Source organism: Mycobacterium sp. E787 (assembly GCF_001668725.1).
Taxonomy (GTDB): domain Bacteria; phylum Actinomycetota; class Actinomycetes; order Mycobacteriales; family Mycobacteriaceae; genus Mycobacterium.
Genome location: NZ_LZKL01000058.1, coordinates 1 through 20,012, shown reverse-complemented (window position 1 = coordinate 20,012; position 20,012 = coordinate 1). Strand labels below are relative to the sequence as shown.

Annotated in this window: 23 protein-coding genes and 2 tRNA genes; 12 read left to right on the top strand and 13 right to left on the bottom strand. The window is 67.2% G+C overall.

The window, feature by feature from the left end; genetic code table 11:
• Window positions 1-71: 71 nt before the first annotated feature.
• A complete protein-coding gene (locus A5705_RS12905) occupies window positions 72-2,000 on the bottom strand; it encodes an alkyl/aryl-sulfatase (RefSeq protein WP_068277887.1) in 1,929 nt (642 codons plus the stop codon).
• 150 nt (window positions 2,001-2,150) lie between these two features.
• Here A5705_RS12905 and A5705_RS12900 point away from each other — a divergent pair, with 150 nt between their 5' ends.
• Window positions 2,151-2,606, top strand: coding sequence for a lipoprotein LpqH (locus A5705_RS12900; RefSeq protein WP_067872258.1), 456 nt, complete (start codon window positions 2,151-2,153; stop codon window positions 2,604-2,606).
• Window positions 2,607-2,615: 9 nt separating this feature from the next.
• Here A5705_RS12900 and A5705_RS12895 read toward each other — a convergent pair whose 3' ends face one another.
• The 4 genes from A5705_RS12895 to A5705_RS27185 all read right to left on the bottom strand — a co-directional run bounded on the left by A5705_RS12895 (window position 2,616) and on the right by A5705_RS27185 (window position 5,368).
• Window positions 2,616-4,133 (bottom strand): cell wall metabolism sensor histidine kinase WalK, encoded by a 1,518-nt coding sequence (locus tag A5705_RS12895; RefSeq protein ID WP_067872255.1) that lies wholly within the window; start codon window positions 4,131-4,133, stop codon window positions 2,616-2,618.
• Complete coding sequence (gene tcrX, locus A5705_RS12890) at window positions 4,111-4,815, bottom strand: two-component system response regulator TcrX (protein WP_067872252.1); 705 nt, start codon at window positions 4,813-4,815, stop codon at window positions 4,111-4,113. Before tcrX ends, A5705_RS12895 begins: the two co-directional genes overlap by 23 nt.
• Window positions 4,816-4,964: 149 nt before the next feature.
• On the bottom strand, window positions 4,965-5,120 hold the full coding sequence (locus A5705_RS28120) for a DUF6131 family protein (protein ID WP_197516868.1): 156 nt from the start codon (window positions 5,118-5,120) through the stop codon (window positions 4,965-4,967).
• Window positions 5,117-5,368 (bottom strand): hypothetical protein, encoded by a 252-nt coding sequence (locus tag A5705_RS27185; RefSeq protein ID WP_082956447.1) that lies wholly within the window; start codon window positions 5,366-5,368, stop codon window positions 5,117-5,119. The genes A5705_RS28120 and A5705_RS27185 overlap by 4 nt, the downstream gene beginning before the upstream one ends.
• A 270-nt stretch (window positions 5,369-5,638) precedes the next feature.
• On the opposite strand from A5705_RS27185, the gene A5705_RS12885 reads away from it, so the two are divergent.
• Window positions 5,639-6,469: a hypothetical protein gene (locus tag A5705_RS12885; protein ID WP_067872249.1), complete on the top strand. Its 831-nt coding sequence runs from the start codon at window positions 5,639-5,641 to the stop codon at window positions 6,467-6,469.
• On the opposite strand, the gene A5705_RS12880 is transcribed toward A5705_RS12885, so the two are convergent.
• Window positions 6,466-7,464: a class I SAM-dependent methyltransferase gene (locus A5705_RS12880; RefSeq protein WP_067872314.1), complete on the bottom strand. Its 999-nt coding sequence runs from the start codon at window positions 7,462-7,464 to the stop codon at window positions 6,466-6,468. The genes A5705_RS12885 and A5705_RS12880 overlap by 4 nt on opposite strands.
• 102 nt (window positions 7,465-7,566) lie before the next feature.
• Here A5705_RS12880 and A5705_RS12875 point away from each other — a divergent pair, with 102 nt between their 5' ends.
• Complete coding sequence (locus tag A5705_RS12875) at window positions 7,567-8,607, top strand: phosphotransferase family protein (protein WP_068277883.1); 1,041 nt, start codon at window positions 7,567-7,569, stop codon at window positions 8,605-8,607.
• Window positions 8,608-8,691: 84 nt separating this feature from the next.
• On the opposite strand, the gene A5705_RS28115 is transcribed toward A5705_RS12875, so the two are convergent.
• On the bottom strand, window positions 8,692-9,075 hold the full coding sequence (locus A5705_RS28115; RefSeq protein WP_068277881.1) for a hypothetical protein: 384 nt from the start codon (window positions 9,073-9,075) through the stop codon (window positions 8,692-8,694).
• Window positions 9,076-9,163: 88 nt separating this feature from the next.
• Between A5705_RS28115 and A5705_RS12865 the strand changes: the two genes are divergently transcribed.
• The gene (locus tag A5705_RS12865) at window positions 9,164-9,784 is read left to right on the top strand and encodes a hypothetical protein (protein WP_067872240.1); all 621 of its coding nucleotides are present in this window, start codon (window positions 9,164-9,166) and stop codon (window positions 9,782-9,784) included.
• A 22-nt stretch (window positions 9,785-9,806) separates the two neighbouring features.
• A complete protein-coding gene (locus A5705_RS12860) occupies window positions 9,807-10,349 on the top strand; it encodes a GNAT family N-acetyltransferase (protein WP_068277879.1) in 543 nt (180 codons plus the stop codon).
• A gap of 93 nt (window positions 10,350-10,442) precedes the next feature.
• Here the strand turns inward: A5705_RS12860 and A5705_RS27805 are convergent, their stop codons facing one another.
• Complete coding sequence (locus A5705_RS27805) at window positions 10,443-10,613, bottom strand: hypothetical protein (RefSeq protein WP_197516867.1); 171 nt, start codon at window positions 10,611-10,613, stop codon at window positions 10,443-10,445.
• 251 nt (window positions 10,614-10,864) lie between these two features.
• On the opposite strand from A5705_RS27805, the gene A5705_RS28970 reads away from it, so the two are divergent.
• Window positions 10,865-12,100 carry a PecA family PE domain-processing aspartic protease gene (locus A5705_RS28970; RefSeq protein ID WP_068277877.1) on the top strand — a complete coding sequence of 412 codons (1,236 nt, stop codon included), beginning with the start codon at window positions 10,865-10,867 and terminating at the stop codon, window positions 12,098-12,100.
• Window position 12,101: 1 nt separating this feature from the next.
• Here A5705_RS28970 and A5705_RS12850 read toward each other — a convergent pair.
• Window positions 12,102-12,174, bottom strand: a tRNA-Arg gene (locus A5705_RS12850).
• Between the two features lie 35 nt (window positions 12,175-12,209).
• A tRNA-Ser gene (locus A5705_RS12845) sits at window positions 12,210-12,298 on the bottom strand.
• An 89-nt stretch (window positions 12,299-12,387) separates the two neighbouring features.
• Here A5705_RS12845 and A5705_RS12840 point away from each other — a divergent pair.
• Together A5705_RS12840 and A5705_RS12835 are read left to right on the top strand one after the other, a co-directional pair.
• Window positions 12,388-13,464 carry a pyridoxal phosphate-dependent aminotransferase gene (locus A5705_RS12840; protein WP_068277876.1) on the top strand — a complete coding sequence of 359 codons (1,077 nt, stop codon included), beginning with the start codon at window positions 12,388-12,390 and terminating at the stop codon, window positions 13,462-13,464.
• Window positions 13,461-13,922 (top strand): DUF4334 domain-containing protein, encoded by a 462-nt coding sequence (locus tag A5705_RS12835; RefSeq protein WP_068277872.1) that lies wholly within the window; start codon window positions 13,461-13,463, stop codon window positions 13,920-13,922. The genes A5705_RS12840 and A5705_RS12835 overlap by 4 nt, the downstream gene beginning before the upstream one ends.
• Before the next feature lie 150 nt (window positions 13,923-14,072).
• Here the strand turns inward: A5705_RS12835 and A5705_RS12830 are convergent, their stop codons facing one another.
• Entirely contained in the window at window positions 14,073-14,657 is a 585-nt protein-coding gene (locus tag A5705_RS12830; RefSeq protein WP_197521263.1) for a TIGR03086 family metal-binding protein, read from the bottom strand.
• A 23-nt stretch (window positions 14,658-14,680) separates the two neighbouring features.
• Here A5705_RS12830 and A5705_RS12825 point away from each other — a divergent pair, with 23 nt between their 5' ends.
• The 4 genes from A5705_RS12825 to A5705_RS12810 are packed head-to-tail and all read left to right on the top strand — an operon-like array spanning window position 14,681 to window position 18,128.
• On the top strand, window positions 14,681-15,505 hold the full coding sequence (locus A5705_RS12825) for a crotonase/enoyl-CoA hydratase family protein (protein WP_068277866.1): 825 nt from the start codon (window positions 14,681-14,683) through the stop codon (window positions 15,503-15,505).
• Between the two features lie 26 nt (window positions 15,506-15,531).
• Complete coding sequence (gene lipE / locus A5705_RS12820) at window positions 15,532-16,767, top strand: lipase LipE (RefSeq protein ID WP_068277861.1); 1,236 nt, start codon at window positions 15,532-15,534, stop codon at window positions 16,765-16,767.
• 29 nt (window positions 16,768-16,796) lie between these two features.
• A complete protein-coding gene (locus A5705_RS12815; protein WP_067872217.1) occupies window positions 16,797-16,988 on the top strand; it encodes a hypothetical protein in 192 nt (63 codons plus the stop codon).
• 36 nt (window positions 16,989-17,024) lie between these two features.
• On the top strand, window positions 17,025-18,128 hold the full coding sequence (locus tag A5705_RS12810; protein WP_068277909.1) for a hypothetical protein: 1,104 nt from the start codon (window positions 17,025-17,027) through the stop codon (window positions 18,126-18,128).
• A gap of 34 nt (window positions 18,129-18,162) precedes the next feature.
• On the opposite strand, the gene A5705_RS12805 is transcribed toward A5705_RS12810, so the two are convergent.
• Both A5705_RS12805 and A5705_RS27800 read right to left on the bottom strand, forming a co-directional pair.
• On the bottom strand, window positions 18,163-18,768 hold the full coding sequence (locus A5705_RS12805; RefSeq protein WP_068277858.1) for a hypothetical protein: 606 nt from the start codon (window positions 18,766-18,768) through the stop codon (window positions 18,163-18,165).
• Window positions 18,765-19,703 carry a hypothetical protein gene (locus A5705_RS27800; protein ID WP_156738210.1) on the bottom strand — a complete coding sequence of 313 codons (939 nt, stop codon included), beginning with the start codon at window positions 19,701-19,703 and terminating at the stop codon, window positions 18,765-18,767. The genes A5705_RS12805 and A5705_RS27800 overlap by 4 nt, the downstream gene beginning before the upstream one ends.
• Window positions 19,704-20,012: the final 309 nt, after the last annotated feature.

The window sequence follows — 20,012 nt, the reverse complement described above, 5'->3', positions numbered from 1 at the left end:
CCCGACACGCCGAGGAAATGGGGGCTTTTGTGTCTGCTCGCGAGCGAAGGTCCCCCCGCCCGCGGTATCAACTACGGCGTGACGATGTTGAAGTCCGGGTCCGGCCCGTCGAGGACGCCGAGGAACGACTGCAGCGCCGTCTGGTCGCCGGAGACATCAAGGCCCGGGGAGGCGAGGTCTCCCATCGCCGCCGTCAGCAGCCGAAGCTTGTTGTCCACCCGGACCGTGACGTTCGCCGTCGCCGCGTCGGCGGCAACCTCGCGATAGACGAGCACCCCGTTGCGAAGCGTGAGCCGGTAGTTGGCGGCCAAGTCGACGAACGAGATGTCGAGGGCGATGTCGAGGTCCCAGGCGCGCGGCCCGTCGACCCGCAGCGCGAAGCTGTCGAAGATCTGCTGGGGTGTCAGCTGGTTGAGCATCGACATCGAGGTGGCGCTGACGGCGGTCCCGAAATTGCCGTCGCGCAATTCCGTTGCGCCGCTGAGGAAGAAGTTGCGCCAGATGGCATTCTCGGCGCCGTACCCGAGCTGCTCCAGCGTGTCGGCGTACAGTCCGCGGGCCGCCGCGTGCTCGCTGTCGGTGAATATCGCGTGATCGAGTAACGTTGCGGCCCAGCGGAAGTCGCCGGCGCCGAACGCCGCTCGCGCGATCTCGACGACCCGGTCCATCCCGCCCATCGCGTCGACGTAGCGGGGGCCCAGGGCCTCGGGCGGGTGGGGCCACAACCGGCCGGGATTGCCGTCAAACCACCCCATGTACCGCTGGTAGACGGCCTTGACGTTGTGGTTGACCGAACCGTAGTAGCCGTGGGTGTGCCACGCCTTTTCCAGCGCGGGTGGCATTTGGAACATCTCGGCGATCTCCACACCGGTGTGGCCCTTGTTGAGCAGCCGCAAGGTCTGGTCGTGCAGGTAGGCGTACATATCCCGTTGCAGCGAAAGGAACTCGACGATGCGGTCGCGTCCCCAGGTCGGCCAGTGGTGGGAGGCGAAAACCACGTCGGCGCGGTCGGCGAAGGCGTCGATCGCCTCGGTGAGGTAGCCCGACCAGGCGTGCGGGTCGCGCACCAGCGCGCCGCGCAGGGTCAGCAGGTTGTGCAGGTTGTGGGTGGCGTTCTCCGCCATGCACAGCGCGCGGAAACGCGGGAAATAGAAGTGCATTTCGGCGGGCGCCTCGGTGCCGGGCGCCATCTGGAATTCCATCTCCACGCCGTCGATGGTGTGCTTTTCGCCGGTCTCCCGGATGTCGAGGGTCGGGACGATGACGGCCACCTCGCCGGTGGACGGTGCCTGGCCGAGCCCGCAGCCCACCTGGTCCAACGGCCCGCGCGGCAACAGGGTGCCGTACATGTAGGTCGCCCTGCGTGTCATGGCCGGGCCGGCGTAGACGTTCTCCTGGACGGCATGCTCGACGAAGCCGTCCGGGGCGAGCACCGCCACCGCCCCGCTGTCCACCTCGGCCTGTGAGGTCACGCCCAGCACGCCGCCGAAATGGTCGACATGGCTGTGGGTGTAGATCACCGCGACGACCCGACGGTCACCGCCGCGGTGGGTGCGGTACAGGGCCAGTGCCGCCGCGGCCACCTCGGTGGAGACCAGGGGATCGATGACGATGACGCCGGTGTCGCCCTCGACGAACGTGACGTTCGAGAGGTCGAGGCCGCGGACCTGATAGATGCCCGGCACCACTTCGTAGAGGCCTTGCTTGGCGGCCAGGGTGGACTGCCGCCACAGGCTGGGGTGCACCGACGCCGGCGCGGTCCCGCCGAGGAAGGAGTAGGCGTCGTTGTCCCACACCACGCGGCCGTCGGCCGCCCTGATGACGCACGGCGACAGGGCCGCGATGAACCCGCGATCGGCGTCGTCGAAGTCCCGCGTGTCATCCAGCGGCAGGGCGTGTACACCATGAGCCGACTCGACGACGGCGGTGGGAGGTTTGTGTTCCACCAGGAATACATTGCCATTGATGTGCCGTCCCCGGAACGAACGGAAAGAAGACATCTGACCGGTCGCCGGGCAAAGAGCAGGAAACGGCTTCCGGGGCTGCACAAGAATTTTCCCTGAACCTCTTTTGTGCGGCAGGGCAAACCCGCATACTGCCTTGACGGTTCTCAATGCCGAGGGCCGCAACATTCGGGCAAAGGAGAACAGGTGAAGCGTGGACTGACTGTCGCGGCGGCCGGGGCGGCCATTCTGGCCGCGGGTATTGCGGGATGTTCGAGCAACAAGGGAACCACGGTCAGCGGTAACGGAGTCACGGCAAGCACCGGCGGCACGACGAAGGTGATCATCGACGGCAAGGACCAGAACGTCCAGGGCAGCACCGTCTGCACCAAGGCGGCCGGCAACGTCAACATCGCAGTCGGCGGAAGCAACACCGGGATCAGCGTCGTGCTCACCGACGCCAACCCGCCCGTGGTGAAGGCAGTCCAGCTCGGCAACGTCAACGGTGTGACCCTGCAGTACGCGCAGGGCGGTCAGGGCAACGCCTCGGCGACCAAGGACGGGAACACCTACAAGGTCACCGGCACCGCCACCGGAGTGGACATGGCCAACCCGACGCAGCCGGTGAACAAGCCGTTCGAAATCGACGCCAGCTGCTCGTAGCACGTCGAATCAAGCAGTGGGTGCGGGCGGTTGCCACCCGTTGAGTGGCAACCGCACCGTGAACTCCGTATGGCCCGGTGAGCTGTTGACCGTGATCGTCCCGTGGTGCGCCTTGACGACCGCCGAGACGATCGCCAGTCCCAACCCGGTGCTGCCGCCCTTGCGGGACCGCGAGGAATCGCCACGGGCGAAGCGCTCGAAGACCTCCGATTGCAGCGCCGCCGGGATGCCGGGCCCGTTGTCGATGACCTGCAGCAGGGTGTGCGTCGGCTCGGTGCTCAATCGCGTCGTCACCACGGTCCCCGCGGCGGTGTGGACGCGCGCGTTGGCGAGCAGGTTCGTCAAGACCTGCTGCAGCCGCGCCGCGTCGCCGGTGACGACGACGGGTTCCTCGGGCAGGTCGAGCTCCCACTGGTGATCCGGCCCGGCGACGTGCGCGTCGCTGACCGCGTCCACCGCCAACCGGGACAAATCCACCGGTTCGCGTTCCAGCGGCCGGCCCGAGTCCAGCCGGGCCAGCAGCAGCAGGTCCTCGACGAGCCGCGTGATCCGCTCCGTCTCGGACGCCACCCGGCTCATCGCGTGCGCCACCGCCTCGCGGTCGTCGCCCATCCGCTGGGTGAGCTCGGTGTAGCCACGGATCGCGGCGAGCGGCGTGCGCAACTCGTGACTGGCGTCGGCGACGAACTGGCGAACCCGGGTCTCGCTGGCCTGTCGCGCCGACAGGGCGGCAGCGATGTGGTCGAGCATTCGGTTCAGCGCCGACCCGAGCTGACCCACCTCGGTGGCCGGGTTCGCGTCGGCCTCGGCCACCCGGACCGGCAGCTCGACCTCGCCGCGGTCCAACGGCAAGTCCGCCACCTTGCTGGCGGTTTGCGCAACGCGGCCCAGCGGCGCCAGCGCCCGCCTGATGATGACGACCCCGGCGGTGGTCGCGGCGACCAGCGCGATCACCGTCACGATGCCGAGGATCACCAGCATCCGCATCATCGTGGCGTCGACATTCGACATGGACATCCCGGTGACGATGACGTCCCCACCGCTGCGGCTCGGGGCGGCGACGACGCGGTAGCGGCCGAGCCCGTCGAGGTCGAGCGTCACCGGCTTGCGGCTGTCGGCGATGTGTTCCAGTTGCATCTGTGCGGCCGGGGTCAACGCGGCCCGCGAACCGGCGCTGGTCAGGTATCCGGCGTCGACGGTCCTGCCGTTGCTCATCACAGCGGCGACCATGCCGGCCGGCTGGCCCGGGGCGTCGAGGAAGCGCGGACCGGGGCCCGATCGCGGATAGTAGAAATGCGACTCGTGGCGCCAGCCCGGGCGTTTCGGTTCGGGGTACATCAGCGCCGATCGGTAGGAAGCGCCGGCGAGTTGCCCGTCCAGCTGCGCCACCAGGTGGTGCAGCAACGCGAGTTCGGTGGCCGCGGTGATGCCGACGCAGACGACCGCGAGGACGACGATCTGCCCGACCAACAGCCGGAGCCGAAGCGACCAGACCCGCCGTTTCCTAGCGGGCCGGCTTGAGGACATAGCCCGCGCCGCGCAGCGTGTGGATCATGGGTTCGCGACCGTTGTCGATCTTCTTGCGCAGGTAGGAAATGTAGAGCTCGACGATGTTGGATCGGCCGCCGAAGTCGTAGCTCCACACCCGGTCCAGGATCTGGGCCTTACTCAGCACCCGCTTGGAGTTGCGCATCATGAAGCGCAGCAGCTCGAACTCGGTGGAGGTCAACGAGATCGGCTCCCCCGCGCGGGCGACCTCGTGGCTGTCCTCGTCCAGCACCAGGTCCCCGACCACCAGCTGCGCCCCGCTGTCGACCGTCGTGACGCCGGTCCGCCGGAGCAGCGCCCGCAGCCGCAGCACCACCTCTTCGATGCTGAACGGTTTGGTCACGTAGTCGTCGCCACCGGCGGTCAGGCCCGCGATGCGGTCTTCCACGGCATCCTTGGCCGTCAGCAGCAGCACCGGCAGTTGCGGGTTCTCCTCGCGGAGCTTGTGCAGCACGTCGAGCCCGCTCATGTCGGGGAGCATGACGTCGAGGACGACCACATCGGGCCGTTGGGCCCGGGCCGCGGCGATGGCCGTCGAACCGTCGCCGGCGGTGGAGATGTTCCAGCCCTCGTAGCGCAGCGCCATGGACACCATCTCGGCCAGAACCGCCTCGTCGTCAACGACGAGCACATTGATCGGGTTGCCGTCGGCACGACACATCACAACCCGCTCTACCGACGCTCGGGACTGTGTCACAGGTTCCAGTATCCGCGGCCGACTGAGCCGACGCTATGCCTTTGCTATGCGTGTGCTGTGAAAGGATCGCGTGACCGCCGGGCGGTCACGCGATCCGGTATCCGGGTGCGCGCCTAATACCAATACCGCCTGCCGGCGACCGGCCGGCCGACGGATCCCATGATCCACAGAACCGCACCGATGACGAGCAGGATGATGCCGAGCACCCACAACAGATGGATGCCGAAAACAAATCCGAGAATGAGCAAGACGATGCCGAGGATAATCATGACAACTTCCTTTGTGTGAGGGGTTCCAGACCACTGGACATTGAACTGGGCTGCGGTACATGGCAATCCTTGACTTTCGGGTTGACGCCCGCGTAATTCAAGGGCCCCGCGACTACTGTCAACGCGATGTTTCCCGCCGTGACACAATTGGTGGAGTCACCCTTGAAGTAGTCGCGCTGATACGCCGCGAAAACTCCGATGAGTAGCCACACCAGTACAATCGCACCGATCACTCCGCTGCCACGCATGGTGACCTCCGTTGTTTTCGAGAAATTTCTCGTGCGCCTAGCGTTACCCGTTCGACTCGTGTCCAAACATGCGTTATGACGCCGGCTTTGTCCCTGTCCGATCCACCCGGATCAGGGTCACACCGGCGGGGCGTTCGCCCCTCGGGTCGCCTCCGGACGACGCGATCCGCGTCGCCCACCCGGGCGGGTCCGATCAGCCGTCGCCGCGGCGGGACCGCCCGTATCGGTAGCATGGCGAGTAGCGTTGCGGTAAAGGGGGATAGCTGGGCAGTGACTGACACCCTGTTCGCCGACATCTCGGAATTCCAAGTGCCCGTGGATGATTCGTACCCTTATCAGGTGCTTTCGATCCGCGTCTGCGACGGGACCTATCAGGATCACAACTTCGCGGCAAACTACGCCTGGATGCGGGACGCCCTCGACAGCGGGCGACTGACCTTCGGCATCGTCTACACCTACGTTCGGCCGAATTGGCTGGACAATGCCAACACGGTGCGCTCGACGATCGACGCCGGCGGCGGGCTGCACCCGCGCGTCGCGCTGATGCTCGACGTGGAATCGGGCGGCAACCCGCCCGGCGACGGTTCGAGCTGGATCAACGGCGTGTACTGGAACCTGGCCGATTACGCCGGTGACCCCGCACGAATCATCGGTTACGCCAACGCTTATGACTTCTCCAACATGTGGCGCACGCGGCCGGCGGGCTTGCGCGTCGTCGCGGCCGGCTACGGGTCCAACCCGAACCTTCCGGGCCAAGTCGCGCATCAGTACACCGATGGCACGGGCTTCAGCCCGAACCTGCCCCAGGGGTGTCCACCGTTCGGCAACTGCGACATGAACTCCGCCGACGGGCTGACACCGCAAGAGTTTGCCGCCGCGTGCGGCATCAATGCGAACGGAGGATGGTTGATGGCACTCACCGACGCCGAGCAAGCCGAACTGTTGAGCAAGGTTCGCGACATCTGGGACCAACTGCGTGGGCCGGACGGCGCCGGCTGGCCGCAGCTCGGTCAGAACAGCCAGGGCCAGGACCTCACGCCCGTCGACGCGATCGCGGCGATCAAGCAGGACGTGGAGGCGACGCGGTCGACAGCGGGCTAGCCTGCACCGCCGCCTCTTTCACGATCGCCGCCTATTTCACGATCGCCGCCTTCTTCCGATCGCCGCTGTGCCGACACATACAGCGTCGGCGGCATCACATGGTCGGTGCCATCCGGAACGTTGCGGCCGTAGCGGGCCATCAGCTCCGAGAACGTCGCCGTCGACACGTCCCACCCGTGCTCGCGCAGCCAGCCGTCGACGGGCGTGCGCTCCTCGGGGTACCAGAGGTCGTCGAAGTCGGCGATCTCGGCGTTGACCAGCCTGGCGGCCGCGGCGCGCATGCGCTGCATGTCCTCGCGCTGGCGCCGAACGAGGTCCGGGTCGGTGAATCCGGCGCCGGGCACGTTGGACGCCAGCCGGCTGCCCGGCACGCTGAGCGCATGGATGCGCTCGAACAACAGGTCCTGGGCCTGTGCCGGCAAATAACGGACCAGACCCTCCGCCGACCACACCGCCGGGCGCGACGCGTCAAAGCCCGCTTCCCGCAGCGCCTTTGGCCAATCCTGACGCAGGTCGATCGGCACGTTCACCAGTCGCGCCTTGGGGTCCGCGCCGTGTTCACGCAGCGTCTTGGACTTGAACTCCAGCACCTTCGGCTGGTCCAGCTCGTACACCACCGTGCCGTCGGGCCACGGCAGGCGCCAGGTGCGCGCGTCGAGGCCTGCGGCCAGGATCACCACCTGACGGACGCCTGCGCCGGCTGCGTTCAGGAAAAATTCGTCGAAAAACGCTGTCCGAGTGGCCATGAAGTCGATCATCAGTTGAATCCGCGAGCGCACCTCCGGCTCCAGCTCGACCGCCTTGGCCAGCAGCTTGGGGTCCGCGTAGATGCTCCACATCCCCTCGCCCGCCGCGTCGACGAAGACGCGCGCGTACGGGTCGCGGATGAGCGGGTTCGCGCTCTCGGTCTCGGCGGCACGCGCCGCTGCAACACCCAGGGCGGTGGCCCCCACGCTTTGGGTGATGTCCCAGGAATCGTTGTCGGTACGCGGCATCGCCATTTCCCTTCCAAGTCCGAAGTCCGTTAGTTCCGCACACTATTGTTCCAGCCGCCCGCGCGACTCGCCGCTCCCCGCCGGTGACCTAGGCTTCGTCCCATGACGCGCACGCCCGTGAACCTCGAGGCCGTCGCGGACTGGATGTCCGAGCGGGGACTCGGCGAGGGTCCGCTCGAGGACGTCGCCGACGTCACCGGCGGCACCCAGAACGTCATGCTCCGGTTCACCAGAGCCGGGCGCCCGTATGTGCTGCGGCGTGGGCCCCGGCACCTGCGGCCGCGCAGCAACGGCGTGATACTGCGGGAAACCAAAGTCCTTGCGGCGTTGGCCGGTTCGGACGTGCCGCACCCGCACCTGATCGCCACCTGCGAGGACCCGAGCGTGCTCGGCGACGCCGTCTTCTACCTCATGGAACCGGTCGACGGGTTCAACGCGGGCGAGGGGCTGCCACCCCTGCACGCGGGCGATCCCGGTGTGCGCCACGGCATGGGCCTGTCGATGGCCGACGCCCTGGCGAAACTCGGCGCCGTCGACCATGTCGCCGTCGGTCTCGCCGGCTTCGGCAAGCCGGCCGGCTTCCTGGAGCGTCAGGTGCCGCGCTGGCTCGCCGAGCTGGACTCCTATCGCGAGTACGAGAACTACCCGGGGCCGGACATCCCCGGAGTCGACCGGGTCGCCGCCTGGCTGGAGCGCAGGCGCCCGACGACGTGGACCCCCGGCATCATGCACGGCGACTACCACGCCGCCAACGTGATGTTCTCCCGCACCGGGCCGGACGTGGTCGCCATCGTCGACTGGGAGATGTGCACGATCGGCGACCCCCTGCTCGACCTGGGCTGGCTGCTGGCCACCTGGCGCCAGCCCGACGGATCCAGCGTGTTCAGCCACGCCCTCGGCGGCCAGGACGGGCTGGCCAGCACCGACGAGCTGTTCCAGCGGTACGCCGCCAACACCACCCGCGACCTGTCGAACATCACCTGGTACACGGTGCTGGCGTGCTTCAAGCTCGGCATCGTGATCGAGGGCACGCTGGCGCGGGCCTGCGCCGGCAAGGCCGAAAAGGAAGTGGGGGACCAACTCCACGCGGCCACGGTGCATCTGTTCGAGCGGGCGCTGACGCTTATCGACGCGCAACCCTGACCCACTAACATCTCCTCTCGTGCCGCCCTACCCCGAGAATCCCGACTTCTACTCCGAGCCGACCCAGGCCGCATATGGCGGTTACTACGATGAGCCGGCGCCCGAGCCGCCCCCGCCGCCCACACCCTGGTACCGCCGCCCCTGGGCGCTCGTCGCGGCCGGCGCGCTCGCGGTGATACTGCTCGGCCTCGCCGCGTACGCGGTGGTCCAGCTGGTGGCGGGTTCGCCCGCGCCGAAGGCGCCGAGCGCCACCACCACGACAACGCCCGCCCCGACCACCACCGCGACGACCACATCTGCCGAGCCACCGCGCCACCACGGCGGCGGAGGCGGCGGGGGCGTGCCGACGCAGACCGTCACGGAAACGGTCCCGCCGCCGAGCACCGACACGCCTACCGACACGGCCACGACGACGGTTCCGCCGAGCACCGTCACGATGTCGCCGAGCACCGAAACCAGCACGGTCACCCAGACGGTGACCGTCCCCCCGCGGCGGCCGTTCCAACCCCGCCCATAGTAAAGACATATCGGCCGCCGGCCGGATAGCATCCGATGCGTGGACGTAGGGGACTCGGTCAGGCATTCACTCGACCATTGGGAACGTCGCGAGTGGGACGCAGCGATGGTGCATGCCGGCAACGCCGTCGATGAAACCGCCAGGAAGCGCTATCCGCAGCTGGGAGTGGCGAGCCGGTTCAAGCGGACGATCCGCGACTCGCTGGACATCTTCCAGACGATGGCGGCGCCGGACATCGACTTCGAGCGGAGCCGCTTTCCCATCGCGGTGAAATCGGATACGCCCGAAGGCCGTCCGGACATCGCCGACGTCCTGTACGGCGTGCACCGGTGGGGCCACGGGCACGACGACGAGCTGCCCGCGGGATTCGAACTGACTCCCCACAGTCCTCAGCCCCAGCAGATCCACATCTGGAAAACCGGACGGATCCAGCTTCCCGCGTCGGTCGCGATCGGCCTGTTGGCGGTCGCCGTGTTCGCACCGGAGAACAGGGGCGAGCGCATACCGGACGGCTACCAGCTGAGCTGGTATCAGTACGTCTTCATCATCTGCCTGTGGTGGGGCTGGCAAGACCACTTCCGCGACATCATCAGAACCGCCCCGCCACCCCGAACGACGCTGGACTTCGCCGAGTTCTGGGACGACTGGACACCGGCCTAAGGGCTCGAGCCCGGCGGTTCGCATGCAAGCGAGCATCGGCCTTGTCCGCCCGGCCGCCGCCGAGGATGCGGCCGCCTGCGTGGCGATCTACCGCCCCTACGTTCTGGACACGGCCATCAGCTGGGAAGTCGACGTCCCGAGCGTGGACGAGATGGCCGCACGCATCATCGCGGCGCGCGCGACGCACGAATGGCTCGTCCTCGAACGCGACGCACGGGTCATCGGCTACGCCTACGGACACGCGCTTTACCGCGTGGCGTCCTACCGGTGGTCGGCTCAGACCGGCATCTATATCGACACCGACCATCACCGCGCCGGGGGCGGCCGCAGCCTCTACACGCAACTGCTGCGCCGGCTCACCGAGCGTGGCTACCGGCGAGCCATCGCCGGCATAACCCAACCCAACGAGGCCAGCAACGGCTTTCACCGATCCTTCGGCTTCACCGAGGTAGGCCTGTACCGGCGGGTCGAATGGAAAAACGGCAGCTGGCACGACGTCGCATGGATGCAACTCGATCTGCTCGGCGATGCCGACCCGGACGCGCCGGCCGGCCCGATCACCTGAGCGGGTGAATCCGCTTGACCGTGCGCACGATCCGGCCCGGGACGGGCATCGCGACCGGCGCGCGCGCGTCCCGAGCCGGGAAGGTGTGAAAAGCTAGCGCCCGCCGCCGGCACCGCCGCCGAAGCGACCGCCGCCCGCGCCACCACCGAAACGGCCACCGCCGGCACCGCCGCCGAAGCGACCGCCGCCCGCGCCACCACCGAAACGGCCACCGCCCGCGCCGCCGCCGATACCCATCGTTTCCGCACTGCTGATCATCGTCATGAGCCGCAATTTATCCCCGAATGCGCGCGGCTACAACCAACTCCGGCTTAACGCTTCGGCGCCACCGCCCCGTCGCCAAGGGACCCCACGACGACCCGGCGGGCCATCCCGACGGCTCTTCAGTTTCTGGACCTCACTTTTCTGGGGCGCGTCCAGTTCTGAAATTGACCATTTTCAGCGCTGCAAGATAGTGGTACTTTCGTCCTGTTCTTCACCGGGGGGATCGATGAACAGCCGGTGGGAGCACAACGATGTCGTTCATCATCGCGGCGCCCGAAATGTTGACGGACGCGGCAAAAGGCTTGGCGCACATCGCCTCGACGATCAGCGCGGCCAACGCGGCGGCAGCGGCGCCCACGACGGGCATCGTTGCATCGGCGGCCGATGAGGTGTCGGCCGCTGTTGCGGCGATGCTCTCCCAGCATGGGACGGCGTACCAGGAACTGTGCGAACAGGCGACGGCTTTTCATACCGAGTTCGTGGAGACACTGCGTGGCACGGCGGGTGCGTATCTTGCCGCCGAGGCGGCCAATGCCTCGCGGTTGATCAGCGAGCAACCGCTGCAGACCCTCGCCCGAGACGCCCTCGGCTACTCCGCGTTGAGCGCCATCGGGGGTACCGGCGGGACCAGCGCGACCGGTGCGGGCGCCGGAGTCGGCTCATCGGCGACCGGGGTCGTCCCGCTGCACATGAACGGTCCCTTTCCGACGGTGAATGTCTCCGTCAACGGCGGACCGAGCGTGCCACTGACGGTTGACACCGGATCGAATGGCCTTCTCATCCCGTTCTGGGACATTGGCCTACTGCACCTCGGATTCCCCACCGATATCGGCATTCTCGCCTACGGCAACGGGGTCGCCCATCTCTGGCTCGGCTTCAACGCGCCCGTGAATTTCGGGAATGGACTCGTCACCGCGCCCACCCCCATCAGCGTCGACCTACTCGAATTTCCGATATCCCTCAACGGCGCTTTGATCATGCTCAACGGTAATGGTTTCGGTGGCGCCGACGGCATTTTGGGTATTGGTGCCAATGCGGTGGGTTCGCACAGCTCTGTGATCATGGCGTTGCCGGACCAATTCAACCAGGGCGTGCTCATCAATGAGCCCGCGGGTTACCTGCAATTCGGTCCCAACCCGCTACCGGGAATCACCGTTTCAGGAGCGCCGGTCACCAGCCTTGACGTACAAATCAATGGTGGGCCCTTGCAGCAGGTCCTGGCGCTGCTCGATTCGGGCGGTGTATACGGAGCCATTCCGTCCTCCCTGCTCGGAACCGGGCAGATCTCCGGAAGCGTGCCGGTAGGAACGACGATTTCGGTCTACACCAACGATCTCACGCCGCTGTACTCGTACACGACGAGTCAGACCAACAGCCCACTGGTCACGTCGGGCCAGATGAACAGCGGATACACACCCTTCGCGCAGGGGCCGGTCTACCTCGGCTACAGCCCTACCGGCGTCGGAACGACGACCTTCGACTACTGAGCGCGCCCGAAGGGATTCGAACCCCTAACCTTCTGATCCGTAGTCAGATGCTCTATCCGTTGAGCTACGGGCGCCTGTGTTCAGTTGTGTCGCCCCCGAAAGGACTCAGCGGAGGCGAGAGGATTTGAACCTCCGGTCCCCTTTGAGGGGGACAACTCATTAGCAGTGAGCCCCATTCGGCCGCTCTGGCACGCCTCCATCAGCTTCCTGAGGGTACCCGAACCCCTTCGGGTGTCCGGAGAACCGCCGGAGGCATAGCGTACACAGCCCCGACATATGCTGTCGAAGTGACCGCCCGCCTGCGACCCGAGCTGTCCGGGCTTCCGGTCTACGTTCCCGGTAAAACCGTCCCGGGTTCGATCAAGCTGGCCAGCAACGAGACCGTGCACGGCCCGCTGCCCAGCGTCCGCGCGGCGATCGAACGGGCCACCGACAGCGTTCATCGCTACCCCGACAGCGCCCACGTGCAACTCAAGGCGGCGCTGGCCAAGTACCTCAGTTCGACCAATTCCGCGGAGTTTGCACCCGAGCAGGTCGCGGTGAGCTGCGGTTCGGTCAGTCTGTGCCAGCAAGTCATCCAGATCACCGCCTCCGCGGGCGACGAGGTGGTGATGGGATGGCACAGCTTCGAGCTGTACCCGCCCATGGTGCAGGTGGCCGGTGCCGTCTCCGTCAAGGTGCCCTTGGCCGACCATGCGTTCGACCTCTACGGGATGCTCGCCGCGGTCACCGACCGCACGCGGCTGATCTTCGTGTGCAACCCCAACAACCCGACGTCCACGGTCGTCGACCCGGACGCGCTGGCCCGGTTCGTCGAGGCCGTGCCGCCGCACATCCTGATCGCGATCGACGAGGCCTACGTCGAGTACATCCGCGACGGCATGGCGCCCAACAGCCTCGAGCTGGCCCGCGCCCGCAGCAACGTCGTTGTGCTGCGGACCTTTTCGAAGGCGTACGGGCTGGCCGGCCTGCGCGTCGGCTACGCGGTCGGCCACCCCGACGTGATCACCGCGCTCGACCAGGTCTACGTGCCGTTCGCGGTGACCAGCATCTCGCAGGCCGCCGCCATCGCCTCACTCGACGCCGCCGACGAGCTGTTGGCCCGCACCGATGCCGTGGTCGCCGAGCGTTCCCGGGTCACCGCCGGGTTGCGTGCGGCCGGGTACACCCTGCCGCCGTCGCAGGCCAACTTCGTCTGGCTGCCGCTGGGCCCGCGCACAGTCGACTTCGTGGCGCGGGCCGCCGACGCCCGCATCGTGGTCCGCCCGTTCGCGCCGGACGGCGTCCGGGTCACCATCGCGGCGCCGGAGGAGAACGACGCCCTGCTGGGCTTTGCCCGCGAATGGATCAAGGAGAACCAATGAGCCTGGCCCGCAAGAAGTTCACCGAGTTCAAGGAACGCGACGGCAGCATCCCCGATGCCGAGCTGGATGACTTCTGGGCGACGCTGGAGCCCGCGACCATCGAGGGCATGATCGGCGAGTGGCAGGGCGGGGAATTCCGCACCGGCCACCGGATGAACGGCCAATTGGAGAAGGCGGGCTGGTTCGGCAAGACCTTCAAGTCCGCCGCCGACGTGCAGCCGCTGGTCTGCGTGGACGCCGACGGGAACAAGTTCTCCAACGTCGCGCTGGGCAAGGGGGAGGCCAGCCTCTGGCTGGAGCACTTCCGCGGCGAGGTCACCGCCACGATGGTCTACGACGGCCAGCCCGTGCACGACCATTTCAAGAAGATCGACGACGACGCGGTGATGGGCATCATGAACGGCAAGGGCGTCCTGGACGACGGCCGGTATTACTACTTCTACCTCGAACGGGTGTAGGTCCTTCCGCTTGAGCGTGCATCTACGGCATTGAGTGTGCGGCTAGGGCTTTCCGTGTGAGCCCACGGCGGGAATCCGGGCCGAATTGCGCCCTGAACGCACTAACAAAGCCCTCATCGCACACTCAGTGGGGCGTGGACCGTCGCGTGGCTAGCGGGCCGGGTCGCGGCCGGTGAACGCGATCAGCTGTTCCAGCGCGCCGGCGTCCGGGGGCGCCTCGACCGGGTCGTCGAACCCGGCCCCGGCGCGGATCTCCGGCCTGATGATCTGGTGCGCCAGCCCGAGCACGTACTCCGAGAGCGGCTCGGGGGCGTTGAGTTCGTGGCCCACGGCCGCGGCGTAGTCCCAAGCGTGGACCAGGAATTCGAGTGACAGGATGCCGCATGCCGCCGCGGCCGGCATCTCACCCTTGCCGAACGGCACGGTGCCGTCGAGGCCGCGCCGGTGCCAGGCGTCCACGGCCGGCCGGGCCGCGGCGATGACCTGCCGCTCCACCGATTCGCTTTCGTCGCGCTCCGGAAGTTCCGCACCCACCATGCCGCCAAGGCCCGAGATCGACTTCAGCAGATGGGCGGTCAGGGCCGCGACGTCGAACTCGGTGCACGGCGTCGGCTTCGCCAGGTCGTCGGTGGCGATCGGATGCACCGCCCGCTGCAGCACGGCCAGCGTGTCCTCGGCGCTGTGCAGCTCGTCGGTGGGCGGCGAATGAGGTCCGGGTCGCAAGTCGGGAGCCATGTTTGCCACGCTACGGTCTGCTGATGGGCGAAACATACGAATCCGTCACCATCGAAACGAAAGACCACGTTGCACAGGTGACGCTGATCGGGCCGGGCAAGGGCAACGCGATGGGGCCCGGGTTCTGGTCGGAGATGCCGGAGGTGTTCGCGGCGCTGGACGCCGACCCCGAGGTGCGGGCGATCGTGATCACCGGATCGGGCAAGAACTTCAGCTACGGCCTGGACGTGCCCGCGATGGGCGGATCCTTCACGCCGCTGCTCTCCGGTGACGCGCTGGCCGGCCCTCGCGCCGTCTTCCACCGCGAGGTCAAGCGCATGCAGGGCGCGATCACGGCCGTCGCGGACTGCCGGACGCCGACCATCGCGTCAGTGCACGGCTGGTGCATCGGCGGCGGCGTCGACCTGATCTCCGCGGTGGACATCCGCTACGCCAGCGCCGACGCCAAGTTCTCGGTGCGGGAAGTCAAGCTCGCCATCGTCGCCGACGTCGGCAGCCTCGCCCGGCTGCCGCTGATCCTGAACGACGGACACCTGCGCGAGCTGGCGCTGACCGGCAAGGACATCGACGCGGCCCGCGCCGAGAAGATCGGCCTGGTCAACGACGTCTACGCCGACGCCGACGCCACGCTGGCCGCCGCCCACGCCACCGCCGCCGAGATCGCCGCCAACCCACCCCTGACGGTCAACGGCATCAAGGACGTCCTCGAGCAGCAGCGCGCCGCGGCGGTGTCGGAGAGCCTGCGCTACGTCGCGGCCTGGAACGCGGCGTTCCTGCCGTCCAAGGACCTGACCGAGGGCATCTCGGCGACGTTCGCCAAGCGCCCGCCGCAGTTCACCGGGGAGTAGCGCGACCCTCGGCTACTCTCGCGGAAGTGACTCCCGACGGCAGAATCCGCGTTCCGGCCGACCTGGACTCCGTGACGACGATCGGCGACGAGGACCACTCCCAGGTCGACAGCGCGGCCGTCGAACGGATCTGGGGGGCCGCGCGGCACTGGTACCAGGCCGGCTTTCACCCCGCCATCCAGCTGGCCATCCGGCATCGCGGTCGCGTCGTGCTCAACCGCGCGATCGGCCACGGCTGGGGCAACGCACCAACAGACCCGCCCGGCGCCGAAAAGAAGCCCGTCACCACCGACACGCCGTTCTGCGTCTACTCGGCGGCCAAGGGCATCACCGCGACCGTCGTGCACATGCTCGTCGAACAGGGGCACTTCGCGCTCGACGACCGGGTCTGCGAGTACATCCCCAGCTACACCAGCCACGGCAAGCACCGCACCACGATCCGGCACGTGCTGACCCACAGCGCGGGTGTCCCGTTCCCCACCGGGCCCAAGCCGGACCTGCGCCGGGCGGACGACCACGAGTACGCGCAGGAACAGCTCGGTAAGCTGCGGCCGCTGTACCGGCCGGGTCTGGTGCACATCTACCACGCGCTCACCTGGGGCCCGCTGATGCGCGAAATCGTCTACGCCGCCACCGGCAAGGACATCCGCGAAATCCTGGCCGCCGAGATTCTCGACCCGCTGGGCTTCCGCTGGACCAACTTCGGTGTCGCCAAACAGGACATCCCGCTGGTCGCGCCGAGCCACGCCACCGGGAAACCCCTGCCGCCGGTGATCGCGGCGCTCTTCCGCAAGGCCATCGGCGGGACGGTGCACGAGATCATCCCGTACACCAACACCCCGGCGTTCCTGTCCACCGTGGTGCCGTCGTCGAACACCATCTCGACCGCGAACGAGTTGTCGCGCTTCGCCGAAATGTGGCGCCGCGGCGGCGAACTCGACGGCGTGCGGATCATCAGCCCGGAGCGCATGTACGGTGCGGTGCAGGAGTGCCGGCGCCTGCGCCCCGATTTCGCCGTCGGCCTGCGGCCGGCCCGGTGGGGCACCGGATACATGCTCGGTACCAAGCGCTTCGGGCCGTTCGGGCACAACGCGCCTAAGGCGTTCGGCAACCTCGGCCTGGCCAACATCGCGATCTGGGCCGACCCGGAGCGCAGCCTGGCCGCCGGCGTGATCAGCAGCGGCAAGCCGGGCCGGGATCCCGAAATCGGCCGCTACACCGCCCTGATGGATGCCATCGCCCGCGAGATTCCGACCGGTTGAGCCCGCGCGGCGCTGGGAACTCTGCCGACATGGCTACCTACCGAGTGCTCAACCCGAAGGGCGACGTCGTCGCGACCAAGGACATCGACAGCGCCGACAAGGCGCACGCGTGGTTTGCCGACGATGCGGTCGAGGGCAACGAGCTTGGCTGGCGCATGGAAGTCGAGCACGACGGCGACTGGCACTTCTTCGACAGCAGCGAGGGCGATCGCAGCTACTAGTGTTTGTCTCCCGACGAGCAGGGCAACCAATTTCGCATGAATTCCGACCGCTTCCGTAGGCTGCTGGACGCGCCCGGCCCGTTCGCGTCGGTCTACTTCGACGACTCGCACGACACTCACGACGCCGAGGCCCAGCTCGAACTGAAGTGGCGGGCGGTGCGCGAAGAACTCGAAAGCCAGCGCGCCGATCGTGCCGTCATCGACGGCATCGGGGACGCGGTGCTCAAACTGCGCCCGCCGATCGGCCGCAGCGGGCGCGCGGTGATCGCCGGTGCCGACGGTGTGGTGATCAACGAGCATCTGGCGGGGCCCCCGGCGAGCACCATCGTCCGCGTGTCCGAATTGCCTTATCTGGTGCCGATTCTCGAGCACAGCTTCGATCACCCCGACTACGTGCTGGTCGAGGTCGACCACAGCGGCGCCGACATCACCACCCACATCGGCGGCACGCTGCGCTCGGAATCCGTCGACGGCGGCGGCCACCCGGTGCACCACGCCGCCGGTGCGGAGACCGCGGGATACGGCGACCCGCAACTGCGCAGCGACGAGGCCGCCCGCAAGAACGTACGCGCTGTGGCCGACCGGGTCGCAGAGCTCGTCGAGAAGGGGGGCGACGTGATCTTCGTCGTCGGGGAGGTGCGGTCGCGGTCGGACTTGATGACCGCCCTGCCGGAGCGGTTGCATGAGCGCGCGGTGGCGCTCGAGGTCGGGGCGCGGCACAGCGGTCACGACTTCGGCGAGGTCGAGGACGCCATCGAGGCCGAATTCGTCAACCGCCAATCGCGCACGATCGACGACGCCGCGCAGCGCTTCACCGCCGAGCTCGGCCGGCAATCCGGTCTGGCCGCCGAGGGTCTCGACGCCGTCTGCTCGGCGTTGCGCCAGGGCGCGGTGGAGACGCTGATCGTCGGGGACCTCGGAGATGCCACCGTCGTGACCGACGACGACGTGACGACGATCGCACCCAACGAGAACGTGCTGTCCGAGCAGGGCGCCGCGCCCGCCAAGACGCTGCGCGCCGACGAGGCGCTGCCGCTGTTGGCGGTGTCGGTCGGGGCGTCGCTGCTGCACGCCGGCGAGCGGGTCGCACCGGCCGACGGCGTCGGCGCGGTGCTGCGGTACGCGCCGACCCTGCACTGATTCGCGCGGCGGCCCCTGCAGCGGCCGCCTATTTTCAGTATCCTTCGCCCTGTTCCGGTTCGATACCGCGCTCATACCAGCGAGCTGTAATGCGACCGTCCTCCGCGATCTCGTCGAGCCGCGTCCTCACCAAATCGCTGCGATCGTCCCTCCCGAACGTCAGTTGCCTCAGCAGGAACCAGGAGGCCGCAGTCGCGCATTGGAGCGAATCGCGCATCAGCTCAAGCGCTTCGTTGTCGCTTTCTGTGCCCCGCGCCTGTTCGCTGAGCCACTCCAATCCGACGACACCTACCACCTCTGCTGCAGGATCCATGGCCAATGGCGCCGCCGCGTTTGTTTCTGGATCGCGCAGCACAAGCTCGCGGACCTGGAACCGCGCGAATCGTGTTGAGGCGGAGGCCGCGAGGTGGTCCAGCAAGACGCGGTTAAGCCCACCGCCCCGCTCCTGCCGCCAGGTCGCGTACCACTGCCACTGGGGCGGCGTCAGTTCGGCGAGATCGGCCTGCCCGACCTCGGCTTCAACGAGCCCACTCATTAATGTGTCCCGGTCGGCATCGACGGCGTCGTGCAGGTCCTGCGCGTAATCGTCATCGACTGCCGCGAGGCGAATCAGCGGCGCAGCAAGCGGAATCAGCCTCATGACTGAACCCGCACGATTTCACGCCGCCAGTAAGCTTCCTGCACGCTGGTCGGCGCAGGCGGATGGCGTTGAAGCGAACCTCCTGGCCCGGTCGGCAGCAAGACGGCGGTCGACCATGGCGCCGATCCACCGAAGACCAGTGACGGCCCCACTCGACTGACTCCCAGTTGCGCAATGCGGGACGCTGGGAATCGTGGGCGGGGCAGGCTTGGATCCGGATCGGGAGGCATGGCGAACTCCTCCTCGGCGACAATCGTGAGCCGTACGTCACGAAAGGTCGGCGAGTAGCCTCCCGCGAGCTTTCTTTTGTTCGTATTTGGTACCCAATCGCTGACCGCCAGCCAGGTATGAGCCGGATCTGTGTACCACGTTTGCGGGTCGGGCTTATTGGTGTGATCATCAAACTCGTCCGGGCCACAGAGGACCACGTCGATTGAGAATTGCTCGCGAAAATAAGTTCGCAAATTGTGCAAAAAGTGGTCGGAATGCACCGTGAGGACCGCGTCCGGATAATCCTGTTGACCGTGCAACCAATCCAGGTACAGCCCCGCCTTATCCGGATCGCGGGCGTCGAACGCCCTCCAGTTGACGGGCCGAAAATACGAAACCAACCCGGCACGACCGTAGATCGCCCCGGATAGCGGCTCGTCAACCCCATTCACGTAGACGGCCTTACCCCAGGTAAAGTCCTTATTCCCGATGAAAAACCCCTTCGTGGCCGGGTAGAGATAGTCTTTCGCCCGACTGGACGCCGTGTACTTCATGGCCATGACGACGGGGCGCCCGTCCTCCTCGAGGTCTGGTGGTCTCTCACCGTCGGGGATTTGCGCTCTGTTCTTGTTGACGAATTCATCCCAGGCCGGTGCAGAACGTCGAATCGCATCTTCAATAGCCTCCCGCAGGTCCTTTGTCAGCAACCTGGCCCCTTCGGTCACTGCACGCCCATTCGTATGGCTCCTGTCTCGCCTGAGCACCCTGGGATCGCTCCGTCGCTCACTTTACTGGCTGATAGCCAAGCAATTCTTCCCGCGGCCTATGGCGGTTGGCGGAGATCAGACGCCGTGGTACTACAGCGCGGCAGCGACATGCCGACACGAGGAAGACTGCAGCAGGAATAGGACGAGGCCGCGTCAGGGGTTCCAACGCGACTCGGTTGGCGGTGGCGGAGGTCTGTGGTTCATTGACATAGAGGACAGATGTCTCCCGACATAGAGGACAGCCCAGTTATCGCGAGGTGTCCTCAT

Coding starts and splice junctions, on each gene's coding strand:
- A5705_RS12825 (WP_068277866.1), top strand. CDS start 14,681: ATGGGCGAAACATACGAATCCGTCACCATCGAAACGAAAGACCACGTT.
- A5705_RS12835 (WP_068277872.1), top strand. CDS start 13,461: ATGAGCCTGGCCCGCAAGAAGTTCACCGAGTTCAAGGAACGCGACGGC.
- A5705_RS28970 (WP_068277877.1), top strand. CDS start 10,865: ATGTCGTTCATCATCGCGGCGCCCGAAATGTTGACGGACGCGGCAAAA.
- A5705_RS12895 (WP_067872255.1), bottom strand. CDS start 4,133: ATGTCCTCAAGCCGGCCCGCTAGGAAACGGCGGGTCTGGTCGCTTCGG.
- A5705_RS28120 (WP_197516868.1), bottom strand. CDS start 5,120: ATGATTATCCTCGGCATCGTCTTGCTCATTCTCGGATTTGTTTTCGGC.
- A5705_RS27805 (WP_197516867.1), bottom strand. CDS start 10,613: ATGACGATGATCAGCAGTGCGGAAACGATGGGTATCGGCGGCGGCGCG.
- A5705_RS12815 (WP_067872217.1), top strand. CDS start 16,797: ATGGCTACCTACCGAGTGCTCAACCCGAAGGGCGACGTCGTCGCGACC.
- A5705_RS12860 (WP_068277879.1), top strand. CDS start 9,807: ATGCAAGCGAGCATCGGCCTTGTCCGCCCGGCCGCCGCCGAGGATGCG.
- tcrX (WP_067872252.1), bottom strand. CDS start 4,815: ATGTGTCGTGCCGACGGCAACCCGATCAATGTGCTCGTCGTTGACGAC.
- A5705_RS12830 (WP_197521263.1), bottom strand. CDS start 14,657: ATGGCTCCCGACTTGCGACCCGGACCTCATTCGCCGCCCACCGACGAG.
- A5705_RS12875 (WP_068277883.1), top strand. CDS start 7,567: ATGACGCGCACGCCCGTGAACCTCGAGGCCGTCGCGGACTGGATGTCC.
- A5705_RS27185 (WP_082956447.1), bottom strand. CDS start 5,368: ATGCGTGGCAGCGGAGTGATCGGTGCGATTGTACTGGTGTGGCTACTC.
- A5705_RS12880 (WP_067872314.1), bottom strand. CDS start 7,464: ATGCCGCGTACCGACAACGATTCCTGGGACATCACCCAAAGCGTGGGG.
- A5705_RS12805 (WP_068277858.1), bottom strand. CDS start 18,768: ATGAGGCTGATTCCGCTTGCTGCGCCGCTGATTCGCCTCGCGGCAGTC.
- A5705_RS12905 (WP_068277887.1), bottom strand. CDS start 2,000: ATGTCTTCTTTCCGTTCGTTCCGGGGACGGCACATCAATGGCAATGTA.
- A5705_RS12810 (WP_068277909.1), top strand. CDS start 17,025: ATGAATTCCGACCGCTTCCGTAGGCTGCTGGACGCGCCCGGCCCGTTC.